The following is a 13705-nucleotide window of genomic DNA, read 5'->3' on the forward strand; positions in this document are numbered from 1 at the left end:
CACCGCTATCACTTAGCATGGCTCCCTGTCACAGATAATTTCCGCCGGCGTCGCATCGGTATTAATGAACCCCAGTCGCAAACTGTCAGGGGCAAACTCACGGGTAACCGGCAACCAGCTCAGTATTTTTAAGACGGAATTAAGGCCCAGTTCGCTAATGTAATAAGAGGGGGTCAGCTGCGCTGGCCGTTCACTGAGCTGCACACTTTGCTGCGGACTCCAGCTGTCAGTCAGCCGCGCCATAGCAAGGGTGTCATCACTGCGAGCGAGCAGCCACAGATTATCCTGTGGGAGTTCGAACTGGCTCAGACGACTCAATGGCTCCAACACGTGCTGTGTCCTTTCCGCAAAAGGATAGTCCGATTCGGCGCGGATCCGCTCATCCGGCGTCACCTGCCAGATAATTGAGCGGCTGCGATCAATGCGCTGTTGTGCCGTGTGACTGGCGCGATGCAGCTCCAGCATGGCGTAACCGAGCAATACAGCTATTATACTAAGGAAGCCCATTGCCTCGAGCATCGCCTGACCCGTTATCCGGCACTTCATGACGGCTCCCCCGTGGCCGCCAGAACAAGTTTGTCCTGCATAGTTAACGACTGCAGCTCGCCCTCCCAAAGTGCATTAAAGAGGTTTGGCTGCTCAGTACGGTCGTCCGCGCGGGGAAACAACGAACGCGGCCGGCTGAATCGCACGCCCGCCCTTGCCAGTACATCGCCAAAGCGAATAATAGCGGCGGGAAGATTAGTGACATCAAAGCGTCGCCGGTTAAAATATTTCAGCGGTGTCGCCTGACGGCCCATCGAACCTTGCGCCGCCAGCGCCCAGCGCGAAGCACGCGAGTTAATCCGGGGACTGCCGCCGAAATCATCGGCCGCCGCTGCAGAAACTGGTTGCCCGAGATAGCCTGCACCGTCGCCCCAGGGTACTTCAACGCGACTAAATAGAATCCGCGTATGCACCGATACGGTATCCATTGCCTGCCAGCTCCAGTTGCCAGCATTGTCGATCTGCAGACGGGCGCCCCCGGCTTTACGAATTTTAAAAAAGGACAGGTTAAACCAACTGTAGCTACGCTCCTGACTAAAAGGATCAAGGCTGTGGCTCATCAGTTCTTTAAGGACATCATCATCAGTCGCGGTGGTTTGCAGTGGCAGGTACGCCCACCAACGCCATTGCAACGGCAACAGGCCCGGCGCATGAAATAGATCAAAGGATTCCTCCTCAAAGCCATGCCGGGCAGCGATTGTAGTCAGTGTTGCCGGAATCAGTGTGGCAAAAGACAGGCGGATCAGCCCTTGTGCAAGCTGAATGGCGGTGGTCAACCCCTGCTGTACCGCGATACCGAGCCGCAGAATATAATTGAGTGGCTGCCCGACGGTGTCCGTCATGACCTGGATTTGCCGGGTAACTGCATTCAGGTAAGGAATCCAGGCCGTGATCTTTGCCGCTCTGGCGGCGGTATCCTGCATCATGGCGTACCAGCTTGCGATACCAACCAATTGCGCTAGCACTAACTGATTACCAAGTAACGCGCGGTTCAGTATCGCCAGCAGATTCAGCTCTCGAGCAAGCAAAACAGCGGCAGAGCCTGCCATATTGTCAGCAACAGTTTGCCGCAGCCATCGCTCACGGTTATCGCTGCTCTGGCTGATCATCCCCAGCGCCAGCAATAACAGAGCAGTGAGCAACGGCAACAAAAGTACCGAAAGATATCCGCGCTGCCGGTACATCAGTTGCCCCCGGACTCAGTGCTTTCGTCATAATTACCGAGATTAACATCCTGGCGGGCGACCGTTGATGAACGCCGGGCGGCGGATCTCGCGGTATTAATTTGCTGGGCAGCGCTTTGACCGCTAACTTCCTGAGCGATGCCGGCAACCTGATTGCGAACCGTTTTACCCAACAGGGAATAGACCCCGATTGCTGCAACCGCAATCAGTGCCACGATGATGATGTACTCGGTCATGCCCTGACCAAGCTGAGCTTTAAAACGAGATAGTAAGCGCATACAACCCTCCGATAGCTTCAGTAACCTGAGGACTAAAGTATAAGAGGCTTATTTTTGATGGTGAGCAGCTTAGGTGGAGGGCTTACTCAATATTAAGGTACTTATGCAGTTGCACTGACAGGCGCCAGTTCCGGGCGATACAGGTTTTGATGGCGAGCTCAGTTGCCCGCGGACGCTGGCTGATAGGCTGCAGCGAGATGCTTACTTCGGGACGCGGCGGACAGCGGGATAAGAGATTATCCAGCGCATCAATATGCTTTTGCATTGCTACCGGGTATTTGATTTCGTCGGCTCTTTGCATACAGTCGGGTCGCACCAGATAGCCGCCGGGCATATCCAGTTTTGGCGAAACCGTGACCCAGGTGTCAGCGCTAACCAGCAGCGTAAAAGTACCACTGGTTTCAATTTGCAGTCGATAGCCCAGGGGTTCCAGTTCTGCCGCCAGCGGTCGCAAATCATACATGGCGGGCTCGCCACCGGTAATAACCACATGTTTCGCCTGGTAACCCTGCTCACGAAATAGTGCCACTATATCGGCAGCGCTCAGTTCAGCCCATTGCTCACTCGGGCCGGCTTTATTAACTACCCCGGAGGCACCGACCCGGGCCGCTTCTTTCAGCTCCCAGGTGTGCTGGGTATCACACCACGGGCACCCCACAGGGCAACCCTGCAGACGCACAAAAATCGACGGAACCCCGGTGAACTGCCCTTCACCCTGGATGGTTTCGAAGATTTCATTAATTGGGTAAGCTGTGCTGATAGGATTCTCCGCCAATTCCGGTAAAATACGCTGGTCTTTCTGAATTGTACCTGATCAACCAAGCAAAAGGGACGCCTGACATGGCAAAAGTTGTTGTGATTTATTCCGGCGGCATGGATTCATTTACTGTGCTGCACCACGCGCTGCAACAAGGCCACGAGGTCTACGCATTGTCCTTTAACTACGGTCAGCGCCATGTGCGCGAACTGGACAGCGCCGCAGCCGTCTGTAAGCAAGCCAACATACCCCATAAAATTGTCGATATTACCGCGATCAATCAGTTGCTTGCCGGCAGTTCCCTGACTGATGACATTGATATTCCGGAAGGTCACTATGAGTCGGTTTCGATGCAGTCAACTGTGGTGCCAAATCGCAATATGATTCTGCTGTCGCTGGCAATCGGCTATGCGGTATCTATCGAAGCCGAGGCCGTCTGCTACGGCGCGCATTCGGGTGATCATGCAATCTATCCGGACTGCCGGCCAGAGTTTGTCCTGAAAATGAACGATGTCAGCCAGATTGCCAATTATCAGCCGGTGACCATCGACGTTCCGTTTCTGCAGAATAATAAAGCCGAGATTCTGGCCGCGGGACTGGCCATGGGACTGGACTACGGCCAAACCTGGACTTGCTATAATGGCCGGGAACTTGCCTGTGGTAAGTGCGGGGCCTGTATCGAACGGTTAGAAGCTTTTGCCGCTAACAATCAGACCGACCCCCTAGCCTACGAGTAAGCGACTAACCTGCGGTAACCTTCTGCAGTACCTGCTGGGCACTATGCCAGCGCGGATGGTTACGTAGCGTATTCAGATTCATCGATGCCGACTTCGCCAGTAGCTCATAGCTGCGGGCATAACGTCGCGGGTCTTTATTAACCAGCGGCGCAACCGTTTCAATAACCGTTATCGCGCCGGCTCTGTCATTACAGGCCAGCACCATGTCACAACCGGCCCGCAAAGCCGCCTTAGCCCGATCCGCCATACTACCGGCGACCGTGGCGCCAGCCATCGCCAGATCATCACTAAAAATCACTCCATGGAACTCAAGCTGAGCCCGCAGTACGTCCTGCAACCAGCGCTCGGAGAAGCCTGCGGGGTGCTTGCAAACATCAGGATAGATCACATGGGCTGGCATAATCGCATCCAGACAGGACGCCAGCTCCATAAAGGGGGGCAGGTCGGTGGCAACAATCTCGTCCCATAAGCGGTTATCGACCGGAATCGCGATGTGTGAGTCAGCGGCGACCGAACCATGTCCCGGGAAGTGTTTCCCCGTGGCTTTCATACCAGCCTGATGCATACCTTTAATGAACGCGCGGGCAATCGGAATTATTGCCTGAGGCTGTTCAGCGAAGGCGCGATCGCCGATAACTTCGCTAATACCATTAAGGTCGAGAACCGGCGCAAAGCTGATATCAATATCAACTGCCAGCACTTCGCTGGCCATCAGCCAGCCGAGTTCCTGCGCCCATTGCTGAGCTTCGCTGGTATCCCGCGCGTAGCGGCCGATATTGGCCATCGCCGGAATTGCTGAAAAGCCCTCGCGGAAGCGCTGGACCCTGCCGCCTTCGTGATCGACCGCAAGAATCAGCGGATTACGTGCCGCGGCACGCGTCTGCCGCACCAATTCCTGAATTTGCCCGGGATCAACATAATTCCGGCTAAAATATATCACCCCACCGATTGCGGGATGCGCGAGCAATTCCCTTTCTTCTGCAGTTAGTTCGGGGCCCTCAAGATCAATCATTACAGCTGTCATAGATACCACTCATTGATTGCGCTGCCAGCAGTGTGCCAAATTTCGTGACAGCCGTCACTAGGCAAAATTAGACTGGACTTCGGACTGGCAGCATCTTATAAAAGATAGAGATTCTTTCATTACGCTAACCTCTCTGGTGACCATCATGCAAAAGCAAACTAGCACACGACTCCGACCAAGCAGGCTGGCCATCGCTATGCTCGCCAGCGCCGTGCTGATTGGCTGCGGCGGTGGCAGCAGTGATCCGAGCGACGGCAACGACAACGTTAGTGATTTCTGCTCGGTAACTAATGAAAAAGAACAGTTTTTAAGTTACATGCGCGATGACTATTTTTGGTATGAAGATATCCCCTCCACGGTAAATCTGGATAACTACGCGTCAGTGTATGAACTGCTTGAGGGTATCCGTAGCAATGTTGATCGCTATAGCTTCATCCTCACCGAAGAAGAATATCAAAGCCGCTTTGTTGAGGCGGAATTTATTGGGTTTGGTTTTTCCGCGAGAATCATCGATACCGCGGTATTCATCAACTATGTCTATGATGAGTCACCAGCAGATAACGCTGGCCTGCGCCGTTCCGATGAACTGCTGGCAATTGACGGGGTGCCTGTCTCAACGCTACTGCAACAAAACGAATATAACGCCGCGCTGGGCGCGTCGGAAGAAGGCGTGGCGGTGGAGCTAACCTGGCGCCGTCAGGACGGCACCGAATTTACCGATGTGCTTACCAAAACCGTAGTAGACACCAATACCGTACTTGCTGCTGAAGTGGTTAATCTCAGTAACCGACGGGTTGGCTACTACGTGTTAAATAGCTTTATTCAGCGCACCGGCCAGGATCTTAATGGCGCCTATAATCAATTTACCGATATTGATGAACTGGTTATCGATGTGCGCTACAACGGTGGCGGACTTACCCGGTTTGCGAACCAGGCAGCAACTCAGGCAGCCGGAAATAATGTCTTAGGTGAAATTTTTACGCAGTATATTTATAACGACAAGAATTCTGCAAATAATGAAACCGAGCTGTTTCAGCTTTATGAAGGCGTCCGGCAGTTCAACCTGAACCGGGTTTACGTGCTGACCACTGCCGCCAGCTGCTCTTCGTCTGAACTTATTATCAATGCCCTGAAACCCTTTGTTGAGGTTGTGGTAATAGGCGGTCGCACCTGCGGTAAGCCTGTCGGGCAAGTGCCCCGTTCCATTTGTGACAAACGAACCTTTGTGGTCAATTTTGAAACCTTAAACGCTAACGACAACGGCCGCTACTTTGATGGTTTGGCGCCACAGTGCACGGCGCCGGATACTTTAGTTGGTGACTGGGGCCATCTGGATGATCCGCTGCTGGCAGAGGCCGGCTATCATATAGCTAATGGCAGTTGTAGCCCGGATCCGCAACAACAGACACAGAAGCAGAGTAAGCCAGAATCACCCCATGCTTATACCCTGCTCGATCAGTGGCGCAGTGAATACTGATGCTACCAGTTCCAGAGCCACTGCAGCCGCAACTGTCGCTCTGGAACCCTCCAGCCTTGCTGCCACTGTACATCAGTGTCGAAGAGGTTATGGATACTGACAACTAATCTGCTGGCTGGTGAAACCGGACCGTCCAGCCGCAGATCATGGTGCAGATAAGCTGGTAACGATTGCTGATTACCGCTGCGACTGCCACGGTACTGCATATCCCAGGTCCAGTTCCAGTTTCCGGTTTGGTAGTTCAGCAGCAGCTGGCCGAACTCCTCAGCGCGGAATGGCAATGGCTCACCCGCACCATCGCTGGCCTCGGTAACGTTGATACTGGTGCTGATGCCGAAGTCGCCGAAACGCCGCTGCCATTCCAGGCGAAGCCCGCGTAACTCAGCTTCTTCAGTATTTTGTGCTGAGTACCAGCCGGTACTGTCCGGCACCCACTGAATTAAATTATCCAGCCTGCGAGCATAGCCCGAAAACGTTACTTTGTTATCTCTGATCATATGCTGCCACTGCAACTGGATACCATAACTGGTTTCATCCTGGAGATCGGGATTGCCGCCCTGGGGCCAGTAAAGATCATTAAACCCAGGCCGCTGAAAACCCGTGCCCAGTTCAACTGACCAATGCCCGTAGGCCGCTGGCTTCCACAAGGTGCGCCAACTGACAGCATGCCGCAGCGACTGCCCGGTAGCATCTTCCAGGCGCCAGCTTAACTGAGTGCCGATTTCTTCATGCTGCAACCCGATATGGCCGAAAATACCGGCCACGGTGCGCTGATCCTTTTGATAATTCACCGCAGAGCCAGCGGCAGTTTCGTCTACCAGTGATAGGCCCCAGCCAGCGTCAAGAACACGCTCACCAGCCATCTGCCAATGCCGTTGCTGTTGTGCGCTAAGCTGCCAGCGGGTGGTAGCAAAACTGTCATTTTGCCCCGACCAGCTATCGGCGGGCAAAGCGCTGTCGCGGTCGGTCACCCGGTTTGACCAATAGCTGAGCTGCAACTGATCAAGGCCTCCACCCTGGCGGCGACTGGCGGATAGCTGCTGTTGTTCGCTCCGTTGCTCGAGTTCGGGTTCGCAGGGCACTGTGGCAAAGCTCACACTGTCATAACAGCGGTTGTCATATTCACGCCGCTGGCGCTCGGCCCGTCCCTGCCACTGCAACCGCCACTGATTGCTTAATTCATGATCCGCCCCGGCACTAAGGCTGTACTGAAATAAACCATCGTTATCTTCGGTACCAGGCAGTTCTTGCTGATCCATTCCATCCCAGGAACGTACGCTGAACCCGAACCTGCCCCTTGTTTTTTCACTAACAGGCGCCGCCACATTGGCGCTGACCGAAGCCAGTCCATGGGAGCCAGTCTGTAGCGCCAGTCGCGATGATTCTTTGTGCGTGGTTAGCAAAATAACGCCCGCCATGCCGTGGCTGCCGTAAAGCGAGCTCAGGCTGCCAGAGAGGATCTCGACGCTCGCCAGGTTTGCGGTTTCAATGAAGCTCAGATCCGCACTGCCAAGCGTAGCGCTGTGTAGCGGCACACCGTCGAGCATGATCAACCAGCGGCTGATCGGCAGCCCCTGAATAAATAACTGGGGCGGCGAACCCGCCGCTGTCGGACTACCGTCAGCCCCGGGCAGCTGCAACAGTAAATCAGTAAGCGTCACGCTATTAATGCCGTCAATTTCGTCACTGGTTAGCGAGTAGCTGTTTAACCGATCCCAGGCACTCGGCTGAATACCCCGCACTTCAATCACTTCAGCAGCCTGAGTGGCGGTCATTGCCGTACTTAATATAACGGGTACAATCCATCTACAAGTCGCCACTGTGTTCTCCTTTGCACAAGGTTGGCAACATAGCCACACCGTCGTCATCGCACCACCAGCGCGCTTCAATGCCGTAGGCCCGACGCAGATTGTCCGTTGTCAGTACCTGCATAGGTTGCCCGCTTGCCAGCAGCTGGCCCTGATGCAGCAATATCAGTTTATCGCAATAGCGGGCAGCCAGAGCCAGATCATGCAACGCAATGCAAACCAGCTGGCCACTGCGGGCGCGCTGTTGCAGCAATTCCATTACCCGCAACTGGTAATAGAGATCCAGGCCAGCCACCGGCTCATCACATAGCGCCAGCGCACTATCTGACGACAGCGATCTGGCCAGATGCACCCGGCGTTGTTCACCACCAGAGAGCTGCGTCATCGGCCTGTTAAGCAGGTTAGTCAGGTTAAACTCGCGCGCCACCTGACTAACCCGCTCCGCCAGCGCCACCGGCAACCGCAAATTGACCAGCCCGGTCGCCAGTACATGACCAACCGATACCGGAGCGCTGACAGAAGGATGCTGAGGAAGATATGAAATAACCTGCCGCCTGACTTGCGTCGTCATGCGACTAACTTGCTGTTGCTGCCAGTAACAGCCGCCAGAATCAGGAGACAGCTGGCCCGCCATGCACGCTAACAAGGTTGATTTGCCCGCACCATTGGCGCCGAGAACACCGATGAGCTGACCTGGAGCTGCCGTCCAGGACACCCCTTCAAGACGCTTTCTGACACTTACCGCGCTGAGCTCAAGCATGCGTATCTCCGTACGGGCGGCGCAACAGAAATACCAGTAACGGCGCGCCTAAAAATGCAGCCACTACGCCAAGCTGCAGTTCGACCGCCGTCGGCACTAACCTGATGGTCATATCGATGATAGCCATTAACAAAGCCCCGGCGACAGCGCTCCATACCATTAGCGGATAAGGTCGCTGAATACCAAGCAGGCGCACGGCGTGCGGCGCCAGCAACCCGATAAAGCTGACCACACCAGCCGTAATGACCGAGGCTGAAACCAGTAAGGTTACCGCGAACAGCACAAATAACGAGCCGCGGCCGGAGTTAAAACCGAGCGAGCGCAATGTTGCCGGATCAAAAATGTGGGCACCGATAAACTGCCGCTGACTAAATAACAGCAAGGCGCCGATCACGAGGCAGGGTATCATCAGGATCAAATGCGGCCAGCCCCGGTTAGCGACTGAGCCCATCAGCCAGAGGCTCCACTCCTGAAAAGCAAATGGATTGGGCGCCAGATTCAGTACCAGCGCAATCAGCGCACCGCTGAATGAGGCAATGGCCACACCGCCGAGAATAATGCGGGTACCTGACGGGTTTGTACCGGCAATAAGCCATAGCAACAACAGACTAACAGCGCCGCCGAACATGCCCACCAGCGGCAACCACCAGCTTACCGGTAGCAACCAGCCGGTATACATGGCCAGCACTGTGGCCAGCGCAGCGCCGCCAGCCACACCAGTAATACCTGGCTCGGCCAGCGGATTACGCAGAATAATTTGTAAGGTGGCACCTGCAAGTCCCAGGGCGACACCGTTCGCCATCGCCAGTAATAACCGTGGTAACCGGATTTGTAGCACGATATCCTGCTGTAACGCGGATCCCGGCCAGCCCTGCCAGCCCGAATGCCCCATACCAAGGTAAACGACGGCAATAACCAGCAATAACAGGCTCAGCAGTAAAAACTTCATCGTTGTTCGGTTCCGATTATTTGCACAAGATAGTCGACCGCTTTTACGGCCGGACAACCAGCCAGTTCAGGCTCTACAAAGCTTCGCTGACGCCCATCCAGCCAGCTCGATACGGCGCTATGCCAGAGCCAATCCTGCGCGCGGGCATAATCATCTGAGAACCCCTCAAGTACGACGCGATCTGGCGCCAGCGTCAGCAGCTGTTCAAGCCTCAGTTGCCCTAGCTGACCATGGGTTAACGACGTGATAAAGGGGATCTGATAATCGTTGAGCAGGTTTGCGGCCCAACTGTCTGGTCCCCAGGTGTACTGGTTGGGCATAACAAAGAGTACCGAATCACGGCTGCCTGCAGCTACCTCGCGTAATTCGTGTTGCTGCTGTTCAAGCCACTGCCGGGCAGCGCCCTGCTGACCAAGTAAGGCACCGGCGCTGAGCACTTCCTGATGCCACTGAATCCAGTCGGAGGGCTGTTGAATGACTACAATTTGGCTGAACTCCCGAAGTGCCGTAAGCAGCCGGTGATCGGTGAAGCTACCGGCCACCACTACGGTAGGCTTCAGCGCGATAATGGTTTCCAGGCGATTCTGATGCGCGCTGGAAGGAATCACCTCTGAGCTTGCTGGCAGCCATTTCGGTAGCCAGTCATCGTAACAAGGGTTAAGGGATATCACGCGCTGCTGAGCCAGTACCGGCGCAGCAATGAGCCACACCAGCACCATCAGGGCCCACTTGAATAACCTCATAACGCTTCCAGGGCTTCCTGCAGACTTTTAACCACGGTCACTGTCATACCAGGCACGGCTTCTTTCGGACGGTTACCCGCCGGAACAATAGCGCGGGTGAAGCCATGTTTCGCCGCTTCGTTAAGGCGCGCCAGACCGTTTTGAACCGGGCGGATTTCACCCGACAAACCGACTTCACCAAAAACAATTAAGTCGCGCGGTAAAGGTATTTCACGGAAACTCGATACAATCGCCAGCAGCAAGGCCAGATCCGCGCCGGTTTCGGTTACCCGCACGCCACCAACGACGTTAACGAACACATCCTGGTCCGACATATGCAAGCCACCGTGGCGATGTAATACCGCCAGTAACATCGCCAGTCGCGTGGTTTCAGTGCCCACCGCTACACGGCGTGGATTCGCTAGCTGTGAGGCATCTACCAGTGCTTGTAATTCAACCAGCAGCGGCCGGGTGCCTTCCCAGATCACCATGACGACCGAGCCGCTGCCATGTTCCTCGCCGCGTTGCAGAAAGATGGCCGAGGGATTGCTGACTTCTCTCAGCCCTTGCCCGGTCATCGCGAATACGCCAAGTTCGTTGGCCGGTCCAAAGCGGTTCTTACTGCCCCGCAGTGTGCGAAAACGTGAATCCGCCGAGCCTTCAAGCATGACCGAGCAGTCGATACAATGTTCCAGTACCTTAGGCCCGGCCAGGGAGCCTTCTTTTGTGACGTGGCCGACCATAAAAATAGCCACGCCGTTTTGCTTTGCGTAGCGGGTCAGAAAGGCTGCGGACTCACGCACCTGAGCGACGCTGCCAGGCGCCGACTGAATATCCGCCAGATGCATTACCTGAATCGAATCAATCACCATCACCCGGGGCTTTTCCCGGTCTGCCAGATTACAAATCGTTTCCACTGAGGTTTCCGCCAGCATCCTCAGTTTATCAACCGGAAGACCAAGCCGGCGCGCCCGCAAAGCGACCTGCTGCAACGATTCTTCACCGGTTACGTAGAGCGCAGTGACCTGCTCAGCAAGCTTGCACATAACCTGCAACAGCAACGTACTTTTGCCAGCGCCCGGCGAACCGCCGATAAGTATCGCTGAGCCGGGCACGATGCCGCCGCCAAGCACCCGATCGAGCTCCTGATAGGTACTGCTGAAGCGCGGAACATCATCCAGGTTTACATCGCTGAGCGTCTGTACCTGCGCTGATGTTGCCCCGGCAAAGCCACGCCGGTCAGCACTAATGCTGCTCTTCGGCTGAGTAATTCGCACTTCGGTGATGGTATTCCACGCTTTGCATTCGGTGCATTGCCCCAGCCAGCGCATATAGTCCGCGCCGCAGTCGGTACACACGTAGGCTGTCTTAGCTTTTGCCATGTTGATTCACTCGTTGTTCCAGTTGGGTTTTCAGCAGCATTAGATCTGGCGATTCGATAACAATATCCGCAATAGCCTTAAGTGCCGGTTTGGCACAAAAAGCGACGCCCAGACCCGCGGCCTCAAGCATCGGAATATCATTGGCGCCATCGCCGACTGCTATCGTGTTCGCTACATCAATGTGCCAGCGCTGTGCCAGCTTCCGCAAGCTATCGGCCTTCACCTGCGCGTCCACAATCGGCAGCGAGACCCGTCCGGTTAGTTGTTGCTCATACCACTCCAGCTGATTAGCTATATCCGCGTCTAAGTGCAGCATTTCACGTAGCGGCCCGGTAAACCAGGTGAAACCGCCTGACACCACCGCGGTGCGCCAGCCAAGTTGTTTAAACCAGCCCACTAATTCTGCAGCGCCGGGGGTAACGGGGATCGGATCGAACAAGGTGCGCAGTTGTTGCTCTGAGATACCGGCCAGCACCTGTACCCGCTGCTGTAGGCTGGCGGCAAAATCCAGCTGACCGCGCATCGCCGCTTCGGTAACCGCACTGACTTCTGCTTTACGCCCCGCTAACCCGGCAATTTCGTCGATACACTCAATAGTGATTAAGGTTGAGTCCATATCAAACACAATAAGACCGGGCCTGGATAAATCGATCATTGCGGGCAGATTCCTTGTTTGCGGTTATTTGCTGCTAAATGGGTTGCCCGCATAGCAGGCGACAGCGTATATTTGCTGCATGAACAGTACCTCACGCCATGTTATCAATATCACGCAGCTTGTCTATCGGCGCTTGCGCCGATTTGCCCTGGCTGTGTTGCTTATTCTGCTGATCGAACATCTGTGGAGCACGATGCAGACCACGAGTATGCAGGAACTACAGCAACACAGTCAGCAAGTATTGCGGTTGACCGCACAACAAGCGGCGCACGAGGCCCAGTACTGGCTAACGCAAGATGATACCGACCGGCTGCAGAAGCTCGTTGATGATATCCGCCAGCGCCCCATGTTCCTGGCAGCTTCCGTAAAAAACCGTTACGGTCAGAGCCTGACCAGTCAGGCAGCAATGATTCCTGCAACTCCGCAAAGCAGTCCCTGGGTCATGGTTGAGGAGATCCGCGACGGTTCACAGATTTTTGGCTACCTGCACCTGACAGTAGATGAACGACAGTTGCTGGCGATGCCGATAAAAACCCACGCCTATTTAAGTTACTACGGACAGTTTTTGCTTGGCTTCGCACTGCTGGCAGGGGTATTTATCGCTGTTACCTTTAACCGCTGGCGTTATCGCCGGCCCGAACGCTCGGCAGCGGCAAACGCCCCGGCAAAGACTTCCTGACTGCTCTTCCATAAGATTGCGTCCAGCTCATCTTCAGACTCACTGCGCAGGCCGAGTAAGGATTGGCGTACTTCCAGTAAGCATAACGGCTCATTACGCTTGCCCTGGCGCCCACATACGGGCATATCAGGTGCATCGGTCTCAAGCACCAACCCGCCAAGCTCACTGCGCGCAATAGCGTCCCGGGTTTTCTTCGCCCGCTCATAAGTGATGGTGCCACCAACGCCGAGCTTAAAGCCAAGGTCCTGCCATTGCTGCGCTTGTTCCGCGCTACCACTAAAGGCATGCAGCACTCCGGCCAGGGCCGGTAACTGGTCGCGCATGGGGCGGATCACTTCCAGTAAATCAGCCTGGCTATTGCGGTGATGCAAAATGAGCGGACGCTGAAACTCTGCGGCGAATTCTACCTGAGCGCGAAACAGTTTTTGTTGCAGCTGATAATCAGCGCAGGTTGCGTCAAGACCAATTTCACCTACGGGTGCACCGGGGTGTGCATCCAGCTGCTCAGCAACCCAGTCCAGATCACCGGCACTATGTTTTCCGATAAAATAAGGGTGCAAGCCAAAACCATACAACAGCAAAACATCATGATGATGGACCTGCTCACGCAGGCTTTGTTCACGGCTTACGCCGGGAATCATGATGGTGCGGATACCGCCATCTGCGGCGCGCTCAAGCACTTCTGTCCGATCCGCATCAAAATCTTCAAAATCCAGATGACAGTGCGTATCGAACAGATAACTCATG

Annotated in this window: 15 protein-coding genes; 3 read left to right on the top strand and 12 right to left on the bottom strand. The window is 55.0% G+C overall.

Annotated elements, in window-relative coordinates; all coding sequences use genetic code 11:
- Positions 1-12: 12 nt before the first annotated feature.
- The 4 genes from IDSA_RS11265 to queE all read right to left on the bottom strand — a co-directional run bounded on the left by IDSA_RS11265 (position 13) and on the right by queE (position 2783).
- Positions 13-546: a hypothetical protein gene (locus IDSA_RS11265; RefSeq protein WP_126760596.1), complete on the bottom strand. Its 534-nt coding sequence runs from the start codon at positions 544-546 to the stop codon at positions 13-15.
- Positions 543-1730, bottom strand: a complete 1188-nt coding sequence (locus tag IDSA_RS11270; RefSeq protein ID WP_034777084.1) for a hypothetical protein — start codon at positions 1728-1730, stop codon at positions 543-545. Before IDSA_RS11270 ends, IDSA_RS11265 begins: the two co-directional genes overlap by 4 nt.
- Positions 1730-2008, bottom strand: a complete 279-nt coding sequence (locus IDSA_RS11275; protein WP_034777086.1) for a Flp family type IVb pilin — start codon at positions 2006-2008, stop codon at positions 1730-1732. Before IDSA_RS11275 ends, IDSA_RS11270 begins: the two co-directional genes overlap by 1 nt.
- Before the next feature lie 82 nt (positions 2009-2090).
- Positions 2091-2783, bottom strand: coding sequence for a 7-carboxy-7-deazaguanine synthase QueE (gene queE, locus IDSA_RS11280; RefSeq protein ID WP_232221307.1), 693 nt, complete (start codon positions 2781-2783; stop codon positions 2091-2093).
- 65 nt (positions 2784-2848) lie between these two features.
- Between queE and queC the strand changes: the two genes are divergently transcribed.
- The gene (gene queC / locus IDSA_RS11285) at positions 2849-3502 is read left to right on the top strand and encodes a 7-cyano-7-deazaguanine synthase QueC (RefSeq protein ID WP_034777087.1); all 654 of its coding nucleotides are present in this window, start codon (positions 2849-2851) and stop codon (positions 3500-3502) included.
- Between the two features lie 4 nt (positions 3503-3506).
- Here queC and nagZ read toward each other — a convergent pair whose 3' ends face one another.
- The gene (gene nagZ / locus IDSA_RS11290; RefSeq protein ID WP_034777089.1) at positions 3507-4526 is read right to left on the bottom strand and encodes a beta-N-acetylhexosaminidase; all 1020 of its coding nucleotides are present in this window, start codon (positions 4524-4526) and stop codon (positions 3507-3509) included.
- Positions 4527-4671: 145 nt separating this feature from the next.
- Between nagZ and IDSA_RS11295 the strand changes: the two genes are divergently transcribed.
- Complete coding sequence (locus tag IDSA_RS11295; RefSeq protein ID WP_084694124.1) at positions 4672-6003, top strand: S41 family peptidase; 1332 nt, start codon at positions 4672-4674, stop codon at positions 6001-6003.
- A 2-nt stretch (positions 6004-6005) separates the two neighbouring features.
- Here the strand turns inward: IDSA_RS11295 and IDSA_RS11300 are convergent, their stop codons facing one another.
- From IDSA_RS11300 to serB, 6 genes are read right to left on the bottom strand one after another with little or no spacing between them, the layout of a single operon-like run.
- On the bottom strand, positions 6006-7823 hold the full coding sequence (locus tag IDSA_RS11300) for a TonB-dependent receptor plug domain-containing protein (RefSeq protein ID WP_198024072.1): 1818 nt from the start codon (positions 7821-7823) through the stop codon (positions 6006-6008).
- Positions 7810-8571, bottom strand: coding sequence for an ABC transporter ATP-binding protein (locus IDSA_RS11305; protein WP_034777095.1), 762 nt, complete (start codon positions 8569-8571; stop codon positions 7810-7812). Before IDSA_RS11305 ends, IDSA_RS11300 begins: the two co-directional genes overlap by 14 nt.
- Positions 8564-9520 (bottom strand): FecCD family ABC transporter permease, encoded by a 957-nt coding sequence (locus IDSA_RS11310; protein WP_034777097.1) that lies wholly within the window; start codon positions 9518-9520, stop codon positions 8564-8566. Before IDSA_RS11310 ends, IDSA_RS11305 begins: the two co-directional genes overlap by 8 nt.
- Entirely contained in the window at positions 9517-10263 is a 747-nt protein-coding gene (locus IDSA_RS11315) for an ABC transporter substrate-binding protein (protein ID WP_034777099.1), read from the bottom strand. Before IDSA_RS11315 ends, IDSA_RS11310 begins: the two co-directional genes overlap by 4 nt.
- Positions 10260-11624 carry a DNA repair protein RadA gene (gene radA, locus IDSA_RS11320; RefSeq protein WP_034777101.1) on the bottom strand — a complete coding sequence of 455 codons (1365 nt, stop codon included), beginning with the start codon at positions 11622-11624 and terminating at the stop codon, positions 10260-10262. The genes IDSA_RS11315 and radA overlap by 4 nt, the downstream gene beginning before the upstream one ends.
- A complete protein-coding gene (serB, locus tag IDSA_RS11325) occupies positions 11611-12279 on the bottom strand; it encodes a phosphoserine phosphatase SerB (RefSeq protein ID WP_034777103.1) in 669 nt (222 codons plus the stop codon). Before serB ends, radA begins: the two co-directional genes overlap by 14 nt.
- Positions 12280-12358: 79 nt before the next feature.
- Between serB and IDSA_RS11330 the strand changes: the two genes are divergently transcribed.
- The gene (locus IDSA_RS11330; RefSeq protein ID WP_034777105.1) at positions 12359-12958 is read left to right on the top strand and encodes a hypothetical protein; all 600 of its coding nucleotides are present in this window, start codon (positions 12359-12361) and stop codon (positions 12956-12958) included.
- Here the strand turns inward: IDSA_RS11330 and IDSA_RS11335 are convergent.
- Complete coding sequence (locus IDSA_RS11335) at positions 12904-13704, bottom strand: TatD family hydrolase (RefSeq protein ID WP_034777107.1); 801 nt, start codon at positions 13702-13704, stop codon at positions 12904-12906. The genes IDSA_RS11330 and IDSA_RS11335 overlap by 55 nt on opposite strands.
- Between the last annotated feature and the right edge of the window lies 1 nt (position 13705).

The sequence above is a fragment of the Pseudidiomarina salinarum genome (genome assembly GCF_000753715.1).
Lineage (GTDB): Bacteria > Pseudomonadota > Gammaproteobacteria > Enterobacterales > Alteromonadaceae > Pseudidiomarina > Pseudidiomarina salinarum.

Coding starts and splice junctions, on each gene's coding strand:
- IDSA_RS11265 (WP_126760596.1), bottom strand. CDS start 546: ATGAAGTGCCGGATAACGGGTCAGGCGATGCTCGAGGCAATGGGCTTC.
- IDSA_RS11270 (WP_034777084.1), bottom strand. CDS start 1,730: ATGTACCGGCAGCGCGGATATCTTTCGGTACTTTTGTTGCCGTTGCTC.
- IDSA_RS11275 (WP_034777086.1), bottom strand. CDS start 2,008: ATGCGCTTACTATCTCGTTTTAAAGCTCAGCTTGGTCAGGGCATGACC.
- queC (WP_034777087.1), top strand. CDS start 2,849: ATGGCAAAAGTTGTTGTGATTTATTCCGGCGGCATGGATTCATTTACT.
- nagZ (WP_034777089.1), bottom strand. CDS start 4,526: ATGACAGCTGTAATGATTGATCTTGAGGGCCCCGAACTAACTGCAGAA.
- IDSA_RS11295 (WP_084694124.1), top strand. CDS start 4,672: ATGCAAAAGCAAACTAGCACACGACTCCGACCAAGCAGGCTGGCCATC.
- IDSA_RS11305 (WP_034777095.1), bottom strand. CDS start 8,571: ATGCTTGAGCTCAGCGCGGTAAGTGTCAGAAAGCGTCTTGAAGGGGTG.
- IDSA_RS11310 (WP_034777097.1), bottom strand. CDS start 9,520: ATGAAGTTTTTACTGCTGAGCCTGTTATTGCTGGTTATTGCCGTCGTT.
- IDSA_RS11315 (WP_034777099.1), bottom strand. CDS start 10,263: ATGAGGTTATTCAAGTGGGCCCTGATGGTGCTGGTGTGGCTCATTGCT.
- radA (WP_034777101.1), bottom strand. CDS start 11,624: ATGGCAAAAGCTAAGACAGCCTACGTGTGTACCGACTGCGGCGCGGAC.
- serB (WP_034777103.1), bottom strand. CDS start 12,279: ATGATCGATTTATCCAGGCCCGGTCTTATTGTGTTTGATATGGACTCA.
- IDSA_RS11330 (WP_034777105.1), top strand. CDS start 12,359: ATGAACAGTACCTCACGCCATGTTATCAATATCACGCAGCTTGTCTAT.
- IDSA_RS11335 (WP_034777107.1), bottom strand. CDS start 13,704: ATGAGTTATCTGTTCGATACGCACTGTCATCTGGATTTTGAAGATTTT.